This window comes from Vibrio kyushuensis (assembly GCF_050337325.1).
Taxonomy (GTDB): domain Bacteria; phylum Pseudomonadota; class Gammaproteobacteria; order Enterobacterales; family Vibrionaceae; genus Vibrio; species Vibrio kyushuensis.
The window spans coordinates 16,963-35,378 of sequence record NZ_JAKJSV010000011.1 but is presented as its reverse complement, the minus strand read 5'-3'; the positions used below and the strand labels follow the sequence as shown (position 1 = coordinate 35,378).

20 protein-coding genes are annotated in these 18,416 nt (G+C 40.7%); 11 read left to right on the top strand and 9 right to left on the bottom strand.

What is annotated here, in order from left to right; translation table 11 throughout:
* Positions 1-16 precede the first annotated feature (16 nt).
* Both L4D20_RS20610 and L4D20_RS20605 read left to right on the top strand, forming a co-directional pair.
* Positions 17-784, top strand: coding sequence for a sulfite exporter TauE/SafE family protein (locus L4D20_RS20610; protein ID WP_428803471.1), 768 nt, complete (start codon positions 17-19; stop codon positions 782-784).
* Between the two features lie 319 nt (positions 785-1,103).
* Positions 1,104-1,781, top strand: a complete 678-nt coding sequence (locus L4D20_RS20605) for a LuxR C-terminal-related transcriptional regulator (RefSeq protein WP_428803470.1) — start codon at positions 1,104-1,106, stop codon at positions 1,779-1,781.
* Between the two features lie 95 nt (positions 1,782-1,876).
* On the opposite strand, the gene L4D20_RS20600 is transcribed toward L4D20_RS20605, so the two are convergent.
* From L4D20_RS20600 to L4D20_RS20590, 3 genes are read right to left on the bottom strand one after another with little or no spacing between them, the layout of a single operon-like run.
* Positions 1,877-2,713 (bottom strand): CsgG/HfaB family protein, encoded by an 837-nt coding sequence (locus tag L4D20_RS20600; protein WP_428803469.1) that lies wholly within the window; start codon positions 2,711-2,713, stop codon positions 1,877-1,879.
* A gap of 18 nt (positions 2,714-2,731) precedes the next feature.
* Entirely contained in the window at positions 2,732-3,136 is a 405-nt protein-coding gene (locus L4D20_RS20595) for a curli assembly protein CsgF (RefSeq protein ID WP_428803468.1), read from the bottom strand.
* A gap of 14 nt (positions 3,137-3,150) precedes the next feature.
* Positions 3,151-3,636, bottom strand: a complete 486-nt coding sequence (locus tag L4D20_RS20590) for a curli production assembly/transport protein CsgE (protein WP_428803467.1) — start codon at positions 3,634-3,636, stop codon at positions 3,151-3,153.
* 401 nt (positions 3,637-4,037) lie between these two features.
* Between L4D20_RS20590 and L4D20_RS20585 the strand changes: the two genes are divergently transcribed.
* From L4D20_RS20585 to L4D20_RS20575, 3 genes are read left to right on the top strand one after another with little or no spacing between them, the layout of a single operon-like run.
* Positions 4,038-4,613 (top strand): hypothetical protein, encoded by a 576-nt coding sequence (locus tag L4D20_RS20585; RefSeq protein WP_428803466.1) that lies wholly within the window; start codon positions 4,038-4,040, stop codon positions 4,611-4,613.
* A 44-nt stretch (positions 4,614-4,657) separates the two neighbouring features.
* Positions 4,658-6,169, top strand: a complete 1,512-nt coding sequence (locus L4D20_RS20580; protein ID WP_428803465.1) for a hypothetical protein — start codon at positions 4,658-4,660, stop codon at positions 6,167-6,169.
* A gap of 9 nt (positions 6,170-6,178) precedes the next feature.
* The gene (locus L4D20_RS20575; protein ID WP_428803464.1) at positions 6,179-6,505 is read left to right on the top strand and encodes a hypothetical protein; all 327 of its coding nucleotides are present in this window, start codon (positions 6,179-6,181) and stop codon (positions 6,503-6,505) included.
* A gap of 83 nt (positions 6,506-6,588) precedes the next feature.
* On the opposite strand, the gene nadE is transcribed toward L4D20_RS20575, so the two are convergent.
* Positions 6,589-7,419, bottom strand: a complete 831-nt coding sequence (nadE, locus tag L4D20_RS20570; protein ID WP_428803463.1) for an NAD(+) synthase — start codon at positions 7,417-7,419, stop codon at positions 6,589-6,591.
* A gap of 133 nt (positions 7,420-7,552) precedes the next feature.
* Here nadE and L4D20_RS20565 point away from each other — a divergent pair, with 133 nt between their 5' ends.
* On the top strand, positions 7,553-8,065 hold the full coding sequence (locus L4D20_RS20565; RefSeq protein ID WP_428803462.1) for a nicotinate-nicotinamide nucleotide adenylyltransferase: 513 nt from the start codon (positions 7,553-7,555) through the stop codon (positions 8,063-8,065).
* 37 nt (positions 8,066-8,102) lie between these two features.
* Positions 8,103-8,603: a hypothetical protein gene (locus L4D20_RS20560; RefSeq protein ID WP_428803461.1), complete on the top strand. Its 501-nt coding sequence runs from the start codon at positions 8,103-8,105 to the stop codon at positions 8,601-8,603.
* A 109-nt stretch (positions 8,604-8,712) separates the two neighbouring features.
* Here the strand turns inward: L4D20_RS20560 and L4D20_RS20555 are convergent, their stop codons facing one another.
* The 5 genes from L4D20_RS20555 to L4D20_RS20535 form a co-directional block, all read right to left on the bottom strand.
* A complete protein-coding gene (locus L4D20_RS20555; protein WP_428803460.1) occupies positions 8,713-9,990 on the bottom strand; it encodes a cytosine deaminase in 1,278 nt (425 codons plus the stop codon).
* A 9-nt stretch (positions 9,991-9,999) separates the two neighbouring features.
* The gene (codB, locus tag L4D20_RS20550; protein WP_428803459.1) at positions 10,000-11,241 is read right to left on the bottom strand and encodes a cytosine permease; all 1,242 of its coding nucleotides are present in this window, start codon (positions 11,239-11,241) and stop codon (positions 10,000-10,002) included.
* Positions 11,242-11,571: 330 nt separating this feature from the next.
* Positions 11,572-12,486 (bottom strand): AraC family transcriptional regulator, encoded by a 915-nt coding sequence (locus L4D20_RS20545; RefSeq protein WP_428803458.1) that lies wholly within the window; start codon positions 12,484-12,486, stop codon positions 11,572-11,574.
* Between the two features lie 463 nt (positions 12,487-12,949).
* Positions 12,950-14,173, bottom strand: a complete 1,224-nt coding sequence (locus L4D20_RS20540; RefSeq protein ID WP_428803457.1) for an HlyD family secretion protein — start codon at positions 14,171-14,173, stop codon at positions 12,950-12,952.
* Positions 14,173-14,496, bottom strand: a complete 324-nt coding sequence (locus L4D20_RS20535; protein ID WP_428803456.1) for an MFS transporter — start codon at positions 14,494-14,496, stop codon at positions 14,173-14,175. Before L4D20_RS20535 ends, L4D20_RS20540 begins: the two co-directional genes overlap by 1 nt.
* A gap of 119 nt (positions 14,497-14,615) precedes the next feature.
* On the opposite strand from L4D20_RS20535, the gene L4D20_RS20530 reads away from it, so the two are divergent.
* The 4 genes from L4D20_RS20530 to modC all read left to right on the top strand — a co-directional run bounded on the left by L4D20_RS20530 (position 14,616) and on the right by modC (position 18,323).
* Complete coding sequence (locus L4D20_RS20530) at positions 14,616-15,617, top strand: AraC family transcriptional regulator (RefSeq protein ID WP_428803455.1); 1,002 nt, start codon at positions 14,616-14,618, stop codon at positions 15,615-15,617.
* A 113-nt stretch (positions 15,618-15,730) separates the two neighbouring features.
* Entirely contained in the window at positions 15,731-16,528 is a 798-nt protein-coding gene (gene modA / locus L4D20_RS20525; RefSeq protein WP_428803454.1) for a molybdate ABC transporter substrate-binding protein, read from the top strand.
* Positions 16,529-16,530: 2 nt separating this feature from the next.
* Complete coding sequence (gene modB, locus L4D20_RS20520; protein ID WP_428803453.1) at positions 16,531-17,223, top strand: molybdate ABC transporter permease subunit; 693 nt, start codon at positions 16,531-16,533, stop codon at positions 17,221-17,223.
* Positions 17,217-18,323 (top strand): molybdenum ABC transporter ATP-binding protein ModC, encoded by a 1,107-nt coding sequence (gene modC, locus L4D20_RS20515; protein WP_428803452.1) that lies wholly within the window; start codon positions 17,217-17,219, stop codon positions 18,321-18,323. Before modB ends, modC begins: the two co-directional genes overlap by 7 nt.
* Positions 18,324-18,416 lie beyond the last annotated feature (93 nt).

The window sequence follows — 18,416 nt, the reverse complement described above, 5'->3', positions numbered from 1 at the left end:
TAAACAAGGAGTGTTAATGGCGATCGAGTGGATAGTACTGTTCTCTGCAGGTGTATTTGGTGGAATATTAAATTCTGTAGCTGGTGGGGGGAGCTTTATTACTTTTCCTACCTTACTTGCGTTTGGTGTCCCGCCTGTTGCCGCCAATGCGACCAATACTTTTGCTGTCAGTGCCGGCTATTTGAGCGGTGCCTACGGTTTCCGTCATGAGTTTTCTAATGATAAGAATCTAATGAAAATTGTTTTGCTTAGCTCGTTAGGCGGCATTATTGGTGCTCTATTACTATTAAGTATCCCAGACAGTACATTTTTAGTCTCGATCCCTTGGCTATTGGCTTTTGCCACGTTCTTATTCATTTTTGGCCAACGGCTTCAACAAACTATCCTTAGTGTCATGCCAAAGGGGCGTAGTCTTGGTCGTATGGCTTCAATCTCTTTAGCTCTGCTTTTGTTATTGGTGTCTGCTTATGGGGGCTTTTTTAACGCAGGTTTAGGCGTTGTTGCGTTGAGTTATCTTGTACTTGCTGGCTATCAAAATATTCACCAGATGAACGGGCTAAAACTTGTCATATCTTCGTGCGTCTCAATGTCTGCCATTGTGATATTTATCTATGAAGATATGATTGATTGGCAGCGCGGTGGGGTGGTGTTACTGGGTTCACTAGTTGGTGGTTATGTTGCTGCTAGGGTATCAAGGCAGATCCCTGCGATCTATATTCGAAACTTTGTTGCTCTCTCGAGTTGCGCTATTACCTTGTATTTCTTTGTAAATACGTATGGGTAATTAGATGTGAGGTTTTTAACGGTCTTACTCAAGGTAGGGTCGTCGAAAGAATAATATGACTGAGCTTTGGATGGAGAACTCTTAAACTTTAGTATTAACCTTAAGATCATTCTATTAATAAAAAATAATTATATCAATCTTAAGAATGAGAACTGTTCGTAACTGATTGAAATGTAATGCATGCTACCCGGTAGAGTTTCTAGTGATAAAGAACTTAGATCTCCGTTACTTGACATTTGTTCCCACTATTTTAAATTTGACGTTATTCTCTGTTGAGAGAATGAGTTGTCTATGAAGTACATAATAAATCAGTGGCGTTATGAAAAATATTAAAAAAGTCTATGAGACTATTACACTCATAACTGAGAATAGTCTTCAATCTTCATTATTGAAAGACGCTTTAGAAAAGTTACTCGATACGGATATCGATGTTATTTCCATTAACACCCTATCTGAGTCTCTTTTTTTGAAAGGGCGTCATGTAAGCGAGCTTGTTATCATTGATATGAGCGTCTGCACTAAAGATAAAATTGAAATATACGGTACATGCCGAGAGAACTACTTTCCAAACAGTGTTGAAGCATTAATTAACTGTGATAAGTCTTGTCAGTATTCTGACCTTGTGCATTGGACCAATCTGGTGGGGGTTTTTTATAACATTGATGACATTAATCTACTGGCCCAGGGCATAGGTAAAATCTTACACGGGGAGTTATGGTTAAGTCGCAAGCTAGCACAGGAATACATTCTTCACTATAGAAAAAGTGCAAGTTTCAAGACCAGTAATTCATACAGCAAGCTAACTAAAAGAGAGCAGCAAATTATAAAACTATTAGGTAATGGCGATACCAATGTAGAAATTGCTGACAAGCTATTTGTTAGTGAAAATACGGTTAAAACGCATTTACATAATGTGTTCAAAAAAATAAACGTGAAAAATAGGCTTCAAGCACTAATTTGGGCGAGAGAAAATATAGGCTTCGAAGAGTTTGTTTAAATTGGTTGTTCTAAACCAAAAAATCCCTTAATTCAATTAAGGGATTTTTTATTTGTATTTATCCGTCTCATAGTCAGGAAATGACAACGAATCATCTACAAAATATGGTGCTTCTCTTGTGCATATTTTTCAATAATTGGACTATTTAACTCTTCGAGATTGGCCGGTTGCCACATCCCTCGTTCTATCCCTTCTATGACTAAGTGAATAACCGACGCATCAATAGCAGACATCACCGCTACATTAACAGGCTCATTATTAGTATAGCCCGCCTCAACCTCTAATAGATCTTTATAATCGACAAATCGAAATACATCGCCAGTGACTTGCATAGACAAGATCGTTTTGCTGGTTGTGACACTTAGTAGGATTTGTCCGGTACGAACATCGACGACTCTTAAATTCACGGTAACCATGTCACTTCGATACTCTGTCGCCCCTCCTATACCTAAATAACGGGCCCCAAAGCCACCTGTTTTTACGTTAGAATCGTAGGCAACAATACCGCCCTCAATTACGACATTCGCAGAACTTAGAGAGGGAAGGTCAGCACCGTGATTAGAGACGGACTGATCTTTTTTCTGTGCAGCCCTGATGATTTTTCTTTCTGTTAGTAGATTCTGAAGCCCCTCACGTTCCAGAGGAGTAAACCAGCTTGAATCCAGAAGCGAAGTTGTTAGCAGTGCCGTACCGCCTTGTGGAACAGCGGTTGAGAAGTTACTGTTTGGCGAAGGTTTGTATTGCCCTGTTTGATCTCTGAAATCATAGACAGAAACTAGAATTCGGCCTTTGGGTTTGGGTAAAGCAATAAGATCGGAGTAAGTTGCCCCACGTGGCATTAGGCGAGGGGCCTCATCTGCCTCTGGTACACTTAATGAATTAGAACACCCTGCTAAAATTAACAATGTGACTAATAAAACTAGTCTGTTCATCGTACTTCCTTGTATTACTTATAAGTCAGGGTTTAGTCCACTGACATTAATTTTTGTGGACTCACCCGTTTCATTATCAATGATAATAACGGCAAGTCCGGATCCTTCTTCTTGTACATTTAGAGTGAAGGCTTCGGTCACTAGGTTCCCCGTTGTATTCCCTGTCCCTATATCTGCCAATAACTGGCTTATTAGTCGAGATTCCAAACTAGATGCTAGCCGGTCGATTGCTGACTCTTCTTCGAACGCACTACTACTGACTGGTGCTTTATAATCGTTGATCGCGTTGGCCACACCTAATAGATGAGAGCTGTTTCCCGAGTAGCCACCGAAACTAGGATTATTCGGTGTGTAAATCATCTCGGACGCGTTTACGAAAGGGGTCAAATATAGGAGTAAACTTATTACAATTTTGGTTTTCATTCTTGCCTCTACACTTAAAATTCATCGTGTTCCAGATCAAAAGTATCTTGAAATAACCTCTCAGCCTGCCATCGAATGATATAGTCACTGACAGCATTCACAGCCTCATCAGCTTTTTCCTGAGCTTGCCTACGCCCTGGTGATAGTGCTGCTCTGTAAATCGGTTTTCTAGAGTGATAAACCCCCACGATGCTTCCAGAAAGCGCTGTGGGTCTTTCTCGCACCTCGAAGTTTTCGTTCAAATTTTCGTATCTATCGTTTAATTTTTGAGAGAAAAAAAAGTAGAAATCCTCACCGAGCCTTGTCATGGTTCTGTCTACAATAAGCCCTGATACTTCATCAAAATTCTGAAACGTACTTTTCTTATCTTCTAACATTTGGCTATTTTCTAAAGGGGTACTCTGTTCTAAGTTCTTACTAGGGACACTATTACTTGCTTGCGCCATAAAACTAATAAAAGTAGTACAGAGTGCTAATGTCATTACTACTTTTTTTGTCATACTGGCCACCAAATAAGCATGTATAAAAACAGCCTAAGATATTTTTTATTCAAGGTGAAGATACTAATTATATATTTGTTTTTTATCAATCAAGAAAGCGCCATATTATCCGTTCATCATTAATTTCTTATTTGTGAGACTGTCAGAGAAGGGGCAAATATACTAAGTGGTAATAAGGTTACTTTCCAATCGAAAAATCAACTCTGTATATAAACTTTAGTGCTAATTTTATATTTATATTCTAACTCGTTATATTAAATGTGCATTTGGTTATTCAATCAAAAGAAAATCATTTACCCCTGAGATTCAATTCAAAGTTTATTGTTGATTGCTTACCAAAATCTAATAATGTTCGTCGTTCATTGAGAATATTGTTAACTCTACGTATCAGGGAGAAAGTGATGAGGTTAGATTCAGTGAAAGTTGTCTCACTTGCTTTAACTGCCACTTTGCTTTTGTCTGGGGTTGTATCAGCGGCACCTAATTACACAACAGATACATTCAGTGACTTAGACCTAGATGGTTTTTCTGAACTTGATGTCGCATATAACAATTATGCAGAAGTGAGTCTAGAAAATACACACAATAGTCAGGTTGTTATTAGGCAAGAACAAACAGGTTTTTCAAGTAATAAAGCCAAAGTGTCTATGACTAATGCATCAGGCAGTTCAGTTTTTTTGAATCAAGTTGGCGGGGGAAATATCGCTGTAATCGAGCAAAGAAATGGAGCGAATGAGGCAAGTCTGACGCAATTAGGGCATTGGCACGAGGCATACATAATCCAGGAAGGTGATTTTAACCAAGCAGATATAAATCAACTTGGTGCTTCAGGAAATGTGAATTTGACGCAGTCAAATGGTGGTAATTATACAAGAATTGTCGATTTCGGTGGTTCTGACTACAGCATAAATCAGTCAGGCGATGCGACATTTGTAATTGAAAGCAGTATGAGAAGAAACATCAGTATTGAGCAGTAACTGAAAACCAACATAAAATTATTTAGAATAAAAGGACGTCTATTATGAAAAAGCAATTAGCCATCGCTATTACGGTAGCATTAGCATCTGGTAGTGTATATGCGGCAGGGACAAATATTGGTTATACAGTGGATAGCGATATTGAAACTGCAATCGCAACCCAATATGGCAATGATTTAGAAAGCAAAGCTGGTGATCGAGCTGTAGTTAAAGCTTCTGATGCATCTGATGGTAACAGCGTTTCCCTTACTCAAGATAGTGGAAATGTATCAGGAGACAGCCACCTGTCGGTTGTTGAACTCGTTAACAGTGATAATAATAAAGTGACTGTATATCAGCAAGGAAGCAGTAATGCATCGGCTGTTGTATTGAAAGGTAATGGAAATAAAACCAGTAATAAAAATGTAGTGACGGTTAAGCAGTTTAGCTCAAATAATGACTCTGTTGTGCATTTAAATGGCGCAGATGAGAACGTTAATGTAAGTGTAACTCAAAGGGCTAGCGATAATGACTCTATAGTCAATCTCAAAAAAGCCGATGGTAACTACATCATTGTTGATCAGAATACCAACAATAAATCGACTATCGAAGCTACCGGTGTTAATGCTCCGCATGGAACTAGAAGTGATGTAGGGAATCGCATAACCGTCAAGCAGCAAGGCTCTGGGTCTACCAGTGAGTTTATGGGGCTAGAATCTGGTGGTAACACCATCGCTGTAACCCAAGCGACTGGAGATTACTCTAATATAGATATGATTGACTCGAGCGATAATACTAATGTAAGTGTGAAACAGAGTGGAACAGGTGTTGGAAACGAAGCCACTATTTACATGAACGGTGCTGATAGTAATTTAAAAGTCGCGATCACTCAAAACAGCAATATTAACCGTGCAGGAGTTGCCCTAATAAATTCTGACTCTAATCGAGATATTTCAATTACTCAAGGTCAAAACAACGACGCTGGTATTTTGTTGCATGAGTCTGATAATAATAAAGTTACAATCGTACAAAAACAAAACAACAAGTTCAATGCACCTGGTTGGGACGGCGCAGGCGTTGGACTATCATACTCTAGCAATAATAACCTGAGCGTGAATCAAGGTGAAAATAATGCTGCTTTGGTAGGAGCATTCGAATCGAATAATAATACTATTGCTCTTACTCAGACTAGTAATAATGACGCAGCTATCTTGCTAGAACACTCAGGTAGCGAGGGTACTGGTAACGGAAACTCTGTTATAGTCAAACAAAACGACAGTAACTATGCTTTAGTTCATGTATCTAGTAGTGATGGGAATGTCGTTACATTAGATCAGAGCTTTGGTAATACTGCATTTGTGGATGTTCTGAATGAATCGGATTACAACAAAATCGATATTGATCAATTTGGTTCAAATGCATTAGCAACAGTGCACTTATCTGGTTCTGCTATGAATGTTGGTGATAATGCTTTAGCAGGTACTAAAGGCATTTATATAAGACAGTCTGACAATGATTTTGCTAATGTATCGCTAACTAACTCTAATGCTAATGCAATTCAAATTGTTCAGAAGTAGTTATACTAGATGAACGTTTATATCAAAGCGGTGCTCTGCGCCGCTTTATTCGTCTCAACAACCTCTTCAGGAAGTGAATCTATGATTGAACATAGAGGCCTTTCTATAACTTGCAGTGCGCAAGACTCTCTTATTCGGTTACTTTTTACCACGAGTGATTCGTCAGGAAAGGTACAATTGCTTTCTGGTTCAGGTAATCGCATGTCCAGCACGATTGGTAAAGGTTCTAAATTAAACTACAGCATGAATATCCAGCAGTTTCCCATTAACGTTATCTACGATGCAGAGGGCAGGCAAAGCGAATTTATTATTGACTCGTATTGTATATCCAAATAAAAACCTTGCTTACTAGCAAGGTTTTTTTAGATCAATTCTTGGTAAATACTGATAATCAGCCTTTACCGTCCTTCATTAGTGATTTAGTCATAAATGGTAGGAATTGGCAGACGCTTATGCTGCGTTACCGTATAGATATGAACCAAACGATCAGACGCTTCTTTACTCACTTCTTTGCCTTCCAAAAAGTCATCAATTTGGTCGTAGGTGAGCCCTAGCGCAGCTTCATCGGCTTTTTGTGGATCAAGTTCTTCCAAGTCTGCTGTAGGTACTTTTTTTACTAGCAGTTCAGGTGCGCCTAACGTATCAGCTAGCTCACGAACTTGGCGTTTATTTAATCCAAAAAGCGGTGCTAAATCGCATGCACCATCACCAAACTTAGTGTAGAAACCAGTGATGTTTTCGGCAGAGTGATCGGTACCAAGTACTAGACCGCCAACGTAACCAGCAATTTCGTATTGAGCAACCATGCGCGCGCGTGCTTTAACATTGCCTTTTACAAAGTCGATTTTAGCTTGATCTTGTGGCAATAGCCCTGTTCCTTCTAGAGCGGTATGAGTTGCTGCATGAATACCATCAACGCCTTGCTTGATGTTGACTGAAACTGACTGAGTCGGTTCGATAAAAGATAACGCAAGTTGTGCTTCATCTTCATCTTTTTGCTCACCATATGGTAATCTAACGGCAATGAACTGGTAGTCAGTTGTTGATGATTGCTCGTTAAGCTCATCGACGGCGATTTGAGCTAAGCGACCACACGTTGTTGAATCCACACCGCCACTAATACCCAGTACCAGTGACTTACAGCCAGACTGCTGTAGCTTGGTTTTTATAAAATCAACGCGACGTGTGATCTCAAATTGTGGGTCAATCGACGGGAGCACGCGCATTTCATCACGAATTATCTGTTCCATTAGTGTACCTATCCTGCAAGCAATAAAAATCAAATTGTTATTAACCTGAATTCAGGTTATTTAGTATTATCATACCTTAAACATTGAGTTAGAAAACCGAGAAAAGAGTTTTCATTAAAGGATAGGAGATAAAATGAGCAAAATAGCCGTATTTGGTAGTGCATTTAACCCACCAAGCCTAGGGCATAAAAGTGTGATTGAGTCGCTTGGGCATTTTGATCAGGTATTGCTTATTCCTAGTATCTCTCATGCTTGGGGCAAAGAGATGCTCGATTATAAAATTCGATGCCAGCTCGTTGATGCGTTTATTGAGGATCTATCAGGAGTGAACGTTCAGCGCAGTTTGGTTGAAGAAGCGTTATTAAAACCCTCTCAAGCAGTCACTACTTTTTCAGTTCTTGAAGCTCTTGAAAAACAGAACCCGAATAGCGAACTTACGTTTGTCGTTGGCCCTGATAACTTATTAAGTTTTAGTCAGTTTTATAAAGCGGATGAAATTTTACTGCGTTGGAATTTGCTAGCTTGCCCTGAAAAAGTAAAAGTGCGAAGTACCGATATACGTACGAAACTTGCTCACGCTTCCAGTATTGAAGGATTAACCACACAAAAAGTGGCTAAATTATTGAAAGAATTATCAGTATATTAGAAAATACATAGCAGAATGATGTGTCTGGAACGAGTGAATGAACCTCAAGAAAGCAGTAGTGTCATTGCTGTTCATTTCTCCTTTTGGAGTGAATGCATGTGACCTTTTTGATAAGCAGTTATATCCCCAGCAAGGTGTTGATTCTGTTGTTTTAACGAGTAATAGTGGCGTCTGTTTATCAATGGATGATACGTTGGAGTATGCGACAAGGCCTTGGTTTGCGATTATGCAATGGCTTGGCGATGAGCCTTCGACATCAGAATCCTATTGGGATGATTGGGTCTTAAAATCAGAGTCGGATCCATTGTTAACTCAAAGTATTGCCTCTAATTATTTTGGTTTTGGTGTCTGGATGCCACCAGAGCTAGAAGACAAAATTAATGATATGAGTACCGAGGAGTGGCTAATGAGTCACGGCCTGCAGTTAAGTGTTGGCTTTGGTGACAAAAAGTCAGGACAGCCACGAATGCGTTTTGATTATCGGTGGCATGATAAGTATGAAGGCGATGTGATGATGCAGGTGGAAGTGCCGTTTTAATCGGTTTTTTGCTAGGTAACGGCTAAAGGTTATTGATACAGAAAAGGGAAATGAAGTTACTAGCAATAGTGAACATCATCTCCCTTTTTTTGATCCTAAAGATCAGTCATTAACGCTTAAACGTCACTTGTTCAGTTTGCTCAAGATTAATCGTTGTTTCCGCAGGTTTTGTTTCTGCGATAACTTTACCGTGACGAATGGAGTAGCGCACAGGAACTTGGCGACGAACCGCATCAAAACCACTTTCAGCAGGTAAAATCAGCAAGTTACCCGGCTTACCTGATTCAATACCATAGTTATCTTGAATATTGAGCGTACGTGCTGAGTTGGTGCTGATCAAATCGAGCGAGTTGTTGATCTGATCGTAACCCATGACTTGGCATACATGCAGCCCCATATGCAGAACTTGAAGCATGTTCGCTGTACCTAGTGGGTACCAAGGGTCAAAGACATCATCGTGACCAAAACAGACATTAATGTCAGCGGCTAGCATCTCTTTAACGCGTGTTACACCACGACGTTTTGGGTAATCATCGAAACGACCTTGCAGGTGAATGTTCACAAGCGGGTTTGCGACGAAGTTAACGCCAGACATTTTTAATAGTCGGAATAAACGAGAAGCATAAGCACCGTTATACGACCCCATTGCTGTTGTATGACTCGCCGTTACCTTGTCACCCATTTCAAATTTGTGGGCCAACGCCGCTAATGTCTCTACAAAGCGTGACTGCTCATCATCAATTTCATCACAGTGGACATCAATTAATCGATCATACTTTCTAGCCAATTCAAATACATAATGCAGTGACTCAACACCATACTCGCGAGTAAACTCGAAATGTGGTATTGCACCAATGACATCAGCACCAAGTTGAACCGCTTCTTCTAGTAACTCCTTACCATTTGGATAAGAAAGAATACCTTCTTGAGGAAACGCGACGATTTGAATATCAACCCACTGTTTCATCTCTTCGCGTACTTCAACCATTGCTTTAAGAGCAACAAGCGTTGGATCTGAAACATCAACGTGTGTTCTTACGTGTTGAACACCATTGGCAATCTGCCACTTTAGCGTTTGCTTAGCGCGCGATTTAACATCTTCAATAGAGAGTGTTTTTTTTCGCTCAGACCAACGCTCGATACCTTCAAATAACGTACCTGAAATATTCCAACTTGGCTCACCAGCTGTTTGGGTTGTATCAAGGTGAATATGAGGCTCACAAAAAGGCGCGACCGCTAGCCCACCTTGAGCGTCAAGAGTATCAACCGTCAACGTTGTTGACTCTGTATTGTCGAAGATACGGCTAATCTTGCCATCTTCGATAAGCACTTGCTTTAACTCGCCATCATTATTAAGGCGTGCGTTTTTAATCAGTAAGCTTGTCATTATTATTCCTTACGCCACAGACTTTTCAGCAGACGTTTCTTTATTAAGCAAAGCGTTTAATGCTAAGTAGCTAAGTGCACCACCTAGAACAGCGTTAACAGGAACAACACCTGGGAGGAAGTGGCCTGCTGCAACACCGATTACAACAGCAAGGATACCTGCCCAGTTGATTGTTTTAAACTCGGTTTCTGCAAAGTTTTTATAACGCTTACGATTGATGATGAAGTCAGTAATAATGACGCCGCCAATGGGTGGTATGGCAAGGGAAAGGAACGTTAGCCAGCCAACAAAGTTGTTGTAAAGCCACAGTGCGCATAAAGTACCGATAACACCATTTATCATTGAAAGGTATTTACTTGATAACCCGGTAATATTTGAAAATCCAAGGCCAGATGCATAAAGTGCATTATCGTTAGTCGTCCAAATATTTAGGCCCAATACGATAATTGCTGGGATTAATAACCCTTGTGCAATCATAACTTCAGATATATCAGATTGACCTGTCGCGGCAGCGCCTGCTGCGCCAAAGATAAACATTAAAGAGTTACCAATAAAGAAAGCAATCATTGTTATTAGGACCGCACTTGCTGGCTTTTTACCAAAACGTACAAAATCAGCAGTTAACGTGCCTGCACTGATAAATGAACCGACGACCATGGCGAGTGCAATAGAGAAGTCGATAGGCTGTTCTGGTTGAACTTTTTGTAGTTCGGCAACACCCCCCACACTATCAACTGCTTGAAAAACAGAGAAGCCACCTAACAGTGCAATCGCAGGAACCGCAATCGCAGACAACACCATCAAAGCTGAGATGCCAAAATAGACCGTTGCGGTCATTAGCAGGCCAGAGACAATGATCAGTGTGTTGGTATCAATTCCTGTTGCTTTATGTACAGGGATTGAAAACATAGCCACCCCGACGCCAAACCAGCCAACCTGTGTGCCGCCAAGGAGTGCGGAAGGTAACCAAGAGCCTTTTGAACCAAAAGAGAAGCGAGCGAGAAGGTGAGTAGAAAGGCCGGTTGAAGCACCGATGTAACCTAGAGCTGAGGTGTATAGACCAAGAATAAGGTTACCAACAAGGACTGCGAGGAAGAAGTCATTAAACGACAACCCTGTACCTAATGAGCCTCCGGTCCACATACTTGCAGAGAAAAAAGTAAGCCCGAGCATTACCATGGTAAGGGACAAAACCCCTTTTCTAGCCGATGATGGAACCGGCCCGAGACTGTAGTTATTATCAGCAGACATCTTTTTCTCCACAACAATTAATAGTAAAAACAATAGCCAAATTGCAGGCAAACGCGAGGATTATGATGCGAAAAATCTACGAGTCAATAGGCTATTTGTGATAAAACCGTTTACGTAAAATAGTAATGTGTATTTTATCAATAAAATCAGATAATTGTGTTTCTATAATAATATAGAAAAGCGTTCGGTTTATTTTGCGGAGTGTTTAGGTTTGATTGAGAGGTTGTTGGATTTTTGTGAATTTAACTTGCAGGGTATGCATTAGAGTTCATTTTGTCGCTCCACTTTTTGTAGCTAGAGCGACAAATCATATTTGCGCAGTAGAGTTAACTAGCGCACTGCGGTACAAAAACTGACATCAGCGACACCAGTTTTAAGGTCATAGCTGTGGTAGAACTCGAAGCAAGGCCTATCATCGCTCTCGATCCCTTGTTTAACAATCTGGGACATTAGCAGGTCCCAAGTAGAAGCGTATTGCGACTTGTCAGTAATGATTTTTCTAATCACCCCATACTTACCCCCAGAGAATGGTTTCGCTTCTATTCCATTAGTCGGGACAGTATCTTCATCAACAAAAAGACATATATCAGTACGGCATTTCTCATCTGGTGTTATTTCAGGGTTATCGTGATAGATAAAAATATTGCCGTTTTGTGCAAAGCCATTAGGCCCAGCCCAACCATATAATTTTCCAATAGCAGGATCGTAGTTCTCTCCATAAGGACCATTGACTCTAACGTATGCGAGGTTTGCCGCATCAAAGTGTTGAATTTCCATCGTTTCAGCTGTCATGTTGTTGCTCCTTTTTGTTAGTTCAGGGGCAGTATAAGAATCCTCGCTGGAAGAGGCGTGTCCGATCTTGCGCAACGAGTGTCCAATCTTGCTGCTTTTCAACAGTGACGAAAACGTATCGATGCTTTCACATTGACGAATTTGTGTTGGCGTAAGATTAAAATACTGTTTAAACGCCTTAGCAAGGCTTTGGGAGCTAGAGAATCCGTACTCTAATGCAACATTCGTAATGGCGGGCTTTTTATAGAATAGGTCGTTGGCAGCGTTCTCAAGACGTAGTCGCCTTAAGTAGTCATTTAACGTCTCGCTTGTCACCGCCTTGAAAATACGATGAAAATGATACGGAGATAAACAGGCTAACTTAGCCACTTCTTCAAGGTTTAGGGCAGAGTTGTAATGTTTTTCTAGATGTCGAATAACAGGTGTTAAACGCTGATGATAGTCCGTTGCCATCAAGGTTACCTAAATACGTAAACAAGTAGCGCCATTCTACTAAGGCAGGGGGAAAATGCAGTGTTGGGAAGTAAAATTATGATCGATGACAAAATTGAGGCAAAAAAATAGCCAACTGCAAGTATGCAATTGGCCGATATAAATATTTGTGAACAAATAGGTTCACTAACAACGTCAGTTGGCTAGGTGACCCTCGGCTTAAGAAGGGTCAATATTAGTATTGCAGTATATGTGCCAAGTTTTAGAGTGCATAATTGACTGCAATTGCGTCTATTTTCGTTGTTAAATTCACCATCGATTGCAGAGTGCGATTGCGTTTTGCGATCGAGTTGCAATTTGCAATTCAAATATAAACTTGAGTGCATTTAATTCATATTGTTCATTAATGCTATTGTTCATTAAAAATGTTGTTGAAATAAGACCCTAGTACTAATTCAAGCAGTCGGGTCTCATTGGGGGGCTATTAAACAGAATAGAAGAAGTACAATTGAGACTTCATGCGAATAATGATGCCGCGAATAACATCTAAGAATGACATAAACGCAACGGGCTTCTCACCACTAACCCATGCCAGTCCAACCGCGCCAACAGGCAAATCGTAGTTGTCGTCTTCGAGTACTTTTAGTCGAACAAAGTGGTGCTTGTTCATTACGTTTTTCCCTGTCGTACTACGTACAGAAGGGTCTATGCCTAGAAGATTACTTTGTGCTTCCCCCGTTGCTTCAACAATGCCTTCAACTTCTGCTGCAAATATTTTCCCAGGGTAAACCGATGAAGAGAACTCGGCAACCTGGCCAGGTTTCACATTACGAATAGCCTGATGATTGACTCTCATAAGCACATATTTTTCATCAGTGTACATCTGTAAGCGCGGTACACGTGAAATCAGCTGACCCTCTCTCAAAATGAAGTTAGTGACAAAACCATCAGCAGGGGCATAGATCTTGGTACTGTTTAAATCCCATTGTGCTTTGGCTATTTTTTGCTCTGCGCTATCAAGTTCTGATTGACGACTTGCCAGTGAAAGCTTTGATTTAGTGATGTCTAACTTTTCACGTTCGCTATCGACACGTGCTTTATCTAACTCAGCTTGCAGTGTTTTTAATTGCTGCTTTGCTATCGCGACAATGCTGGTTTGTTTATCGATATCGCTTGCAGTGATGGTGTTCTTTACGGCCGCATTTTGTTCTTGATAGCGCTTCAACATTTTGTTTTGTAGGGCATAATCAATTCTTGCAGTATCAAGGTCACTTTGCGATTTTTCTAAGCCATGCAGTGTCGACTTATAATCGCTTTCTGCCAATAGAATATCTTCTCTTGCCGTAGTAACCGCTATTTGAGCAGTCGCTCCGTTTGCCTTAGCTTGATCGAGTGCTATTTGATACGGTTCGTCTTCAATCTCATAGATCAGCTGACCTTTTTCAACACTCTGGTTAGGCTCGATATAAATATTTTTCACTTTACCATTTATGTTAGTTGAGTCAGGACGAAGTTGAATATGTGGAGATTGAACAATTGATCCACCAGAAAGATCCATAGGAGTGTAGTTAATTAGACCTACCCAAACAAACAGCAACCAAGATGTCCCACCTAGGTAGGAGAATGTTTTTGTGCCCTTATTCCAAGGCATACCAACTAGCCTCAAAATATAGATAAATAGAGCCCATACTGCTAAACCTTCTAACATTATGATTCCTCGTTTGATTGATTAAGTGGTGGGGCGCTTCGCCAAGTGTCACGTATAGAGATGATCGCTTTTTCTGCATCAACAAACGCAACGATAACGGCAACAACCCAAACCCAATGCCAAAGAAAACCAATCCATGTTAAGGCGGTGATTAACCCTATCTGCTGATGCTTTTTACTGTGAGCTTCACTTATTGGTAGCTCATGGAACTTCCAAAAACCAAACAACACAGCACCGATGGTGGCAATTAAAACTAGACCTGATACAACGTGAATAACAGTATCCGCTGTCGTACCAACAAAGGGAACGCTCACTAGACTCATGCAAATATCCTCAACGAAATGAATTGTTACATTATGCCAAGTGGTTGCTAGAGGCCTATAAAGACGATAGATTAACTCGTTTATTGAATTATTTTGATGTGTTCTGTCGGGAGAGGGGCGTGAATTTTATTCGAGCAGCCGGTTTTATTGCTATTTATCGCAGTGTTGTACAGGCATATGGCCTGCAACAAGAGCAGCTAAAAATCCCAGCAACGGTGTTTGAGCACCCAATGACCCTGATTCCTATCTCGGAGTTTAATTTTATTCTCAAGAGGATTGAGCAACTGACTCAAGATCCTGATTACATTCTTAATCGATCACGAAATGTCGATTTAACTGCGTTAGGGAGCCTCGCTCATTGGATGTTTTCCGGTTACGATTTGGCTTCAATGATCCGCCGGATCAATAGTGGGATTACTTGCCTGCAATCTGGTGCTTTTGTGATTGGCTCTCAAAGTGGGAAGATTATTAAATGGGTATATCAAAGCTCAAGCATTGATTCTGAAGTGAAAGTTCACGACAGCATACGAGTTGCGATGTTTATGATGAAAGCGATGAGAGTCTATTTGGGAGAAGATTTTTCGCCACTGAGAGTGATGCTGTCAGGTGCACGAGATAATAAACCTCTATATCGTGATTATTTTGGCTGTGATATTGGTTGGAATCATAATCAGACAGAAGTGTGGTTTGATTCTGATTTGCGTTTTTTACCTGCTCAACGTGAGTCAAACTATAAAAAACCAATGGCGATAGACTTCAAAGATTTGGATGACTTTTTAAGCATGCCGCAGTTCGACGATGAGATGAAAGTGGTGTACGAAATGATCATCTATAGCTGTCATTATGGTCTGCCCAGCTTAGAAAGAGTGTCTAGTCTAATTGGGTTATCCAACCAACAGTTTCAACGAAAGCTGAACAAAAGAGGGTATAACTTTTCGTCGCTGTGTGGATTTGTATTGAGTAACGAAGCGACCAATCTACTTGCCAAAGGTATTCCTATTCAACAGACCTACCAACGGCTAGGGTATACGAATATCGAAAGTTTTAATCGTATGTTCAAAAAGCACCGTGGTTTAACGCCAACACAATATGTGAAACGTTTTGATGATAACTTTTATTAGCTTGTCGCAGTGTCTAGTATGAGCTTTCACAGATTAAGAGGTTATCACTTTAAAAGGTTAGCTCGTTGTGTTGTCATACAGTGGTCGAATTAATAAGATGTATAGATAGGTAGATGTTGATTAAATGGAATAAATTTGGGGCTGTATGGCGTTTAATATCAGTGTTTATGCTGACTTTTATCACTGCTATACCTGCATCATTTGCAAAAGAAAAAGTAACCATATTTGCGGCTTCTTCTCTAACTAATGCATTGTCAGAGATTGCTGACGAATATCAACAGCAACATCAAGTGACCATTCGTTTATCTTTTGCATCTTCTTCTGCTTTAGCTCGGCAGATAACGTATGGAGCGCCTGCCGACATCTACTTCCCAGCCAATCAAAAATGGTTAGATTATGTCATTGAGCAGCAAGCCGTCGATGCAGATAGCAGTGTTACATTGCTTAATAACTCTTTGGTGCTCATTGTTCCAGTTAATCAAGGTGTTGGTGAAAAAATTGAGGGCGCTGCAAAATCATGGGATTTGGTTAACCTTTTAAACGGTGGACGCCTTGCGGTCGGAGATCCTGATCACGTACCTGTTGGGCAATACGCAAAGCAAGCATTAGAACACTATGAGCAATGGGAAAGCGTTAAATCTCATTTAGCACGTGCGAATAATGTTCGTGGGGCGTTAGTGCTAGTAGAACGAGGTGAATCGCCATTAGGTATTGTGTATCAAACCGATGCCATGATCTCTTCAAAAGTAAAATCAATTGCAACGTTCTCCTCTGTTAGCCATCAGAATATTGAATACCCAATGGTGATGGTAAGCGAAAAACCGACACCAGAAAGCCAAAAGTTTTATCAATATTTGCAAAGTGACGAAGCGAAAGCGGTATTTCTTGCACATGGCTTTGGAGTGAATTGATTGTGCTGACAGAATATGAACTCTCTGCATTAGTATTAAGTATCAAGGTTTCCACTGTTGCGGTGGTTGTAAGCTTGCCATTGGCCATTTTAGCGGCATGGATTTTAGCTCGTATTGAGTTTAGAGGTAAGGCACTACTAGATAGTGTTATACACCTACCTTTAGTGTTACCCCCTGTTGTTATTGGTTATCTACTACTAGTAGCGATGGGTCGACAAGGGTTTATTGGACAGTGGCTTTATCAAACCTTTGGTGTCAGCTTCTCGTTTAGTTGGCAAGGGGCTGCATTAGCATCAGCTGTTGTCTCTTTTCCTTTAATGGTTCGAGCTATTCGTCAATCGATTGAGTCGGTTGATACTCGCTTAGAGCAAGCTGCACGCACATTGGGTAGTAGCCCTTGGCGGGTATTTGCGACGATTACACTGCCTTTGACCGCTCCGGGAATAATATCTGGGATGATCATTGGGTTTGCGCGAAGCCTTGGCGAGTTTGGTGCAACGATTACGTTCGTTTCAAATATTCCAGACGAGACGCGAACGATTCCATTGGCGATGTATTCATTTATCGAAACGCCGGGTGCTGAATTTCAGGCAATGCGTCTGTGCATTATCTCAATTGTTATTGCCCTTGCTTCTCTAATTGCTTCTCAGTGGCTGACGAAGAAAGCGCAGAAAAAGGGGGTAACAGCATGCTAAAAGTGGATATTAAAAAGCAGCTTGGGGATATTGAACTTGATGTTCAAGTGGAGATCCCACTGCAAGGTGTTTGCGCTATTTTTGGCCGCTCTGGTGCTGGAAAGACTTCGCTGGTTAATGTACTTGGTGGCTTATCTCATCCAGATTATGGTGATATTCATTTAGGGGAAAGAGTTCTTTTCTCAAAAAATACAACAAGCTCGAAGATCATTAATCTGCCGCCTGAAAAACGAAAGATTGGCTATGTATTTCAAGAAGCTCGCCTGTTTCCACACTACACCGTAAAAGGAAACCTTAATTATGGCGTAGTGAAGTCAGATAAAGAGAGCTTTCAAAAGATCATTCACTTACTGGGAATTGAAGATCTACTCGAACGCTATCCCAACTCATTGTCTGGTGGTGAGAAGCAACGGGTCGCCATTGGCCGAGCACTATTAACATCCCCAACTATGCTTTTAATGGATGAGCCGTTAGCATCACTTGATTTGCCTCGTAAAAGAGAGTTGATCCCTTATCTTCAAAAGCTCGCTAAGCAGCTTAGTATTCCTATCGTTTATGTCAGTCATAGTTTAAGTGAAATCCTACAACTTGCCGATCATATGTTGGTGTTAAATGCAGGTAAGGTTGTAGCGCAAGGCCCGCTTGCCCAAGTTTGGAATAGTGATGAAATGAGACCGTGGATTGCAGCTCAAGAGCTGAGTTCTCTACTCCATGCCAAAGTGGTTGAGCGTCATACCCAATATCCAATGACACGGTTAGAGCTTCAAGACGGTAATCATTTATGGGTGAATGGTGTATTAGATGAATCACTACACAACACTTCTCTTAAGGTACGTGTAGAGGCTAATCACGTCTCGATATGTACGTCAAAACCTGAAAATTCAAGTATTCGAAATATTTTAAAAGGGTTTATTAAAGAGTTACATCCAAATGACAACGGCGAGCAAGTGCAAATAAAAGTAGCGCTTGGCGAGGATGAACTTTGGGCCAACGTGACGACTTGGGCGTGTGAAGAGCTCAAGCTATCTTGCGGTTCTCATGTATACGCTCAGATAAAAGGCGTATCGATGGGACCAACCGATATCGCACAGTCTCATTAATTTTTATGAATCAGTTAATTGAAAACGTTAATTGATGCGCGTATTTGTGGTTTTGCTGATTCAATTCTTTGTATTACAAAGAAAGTTTCCTCG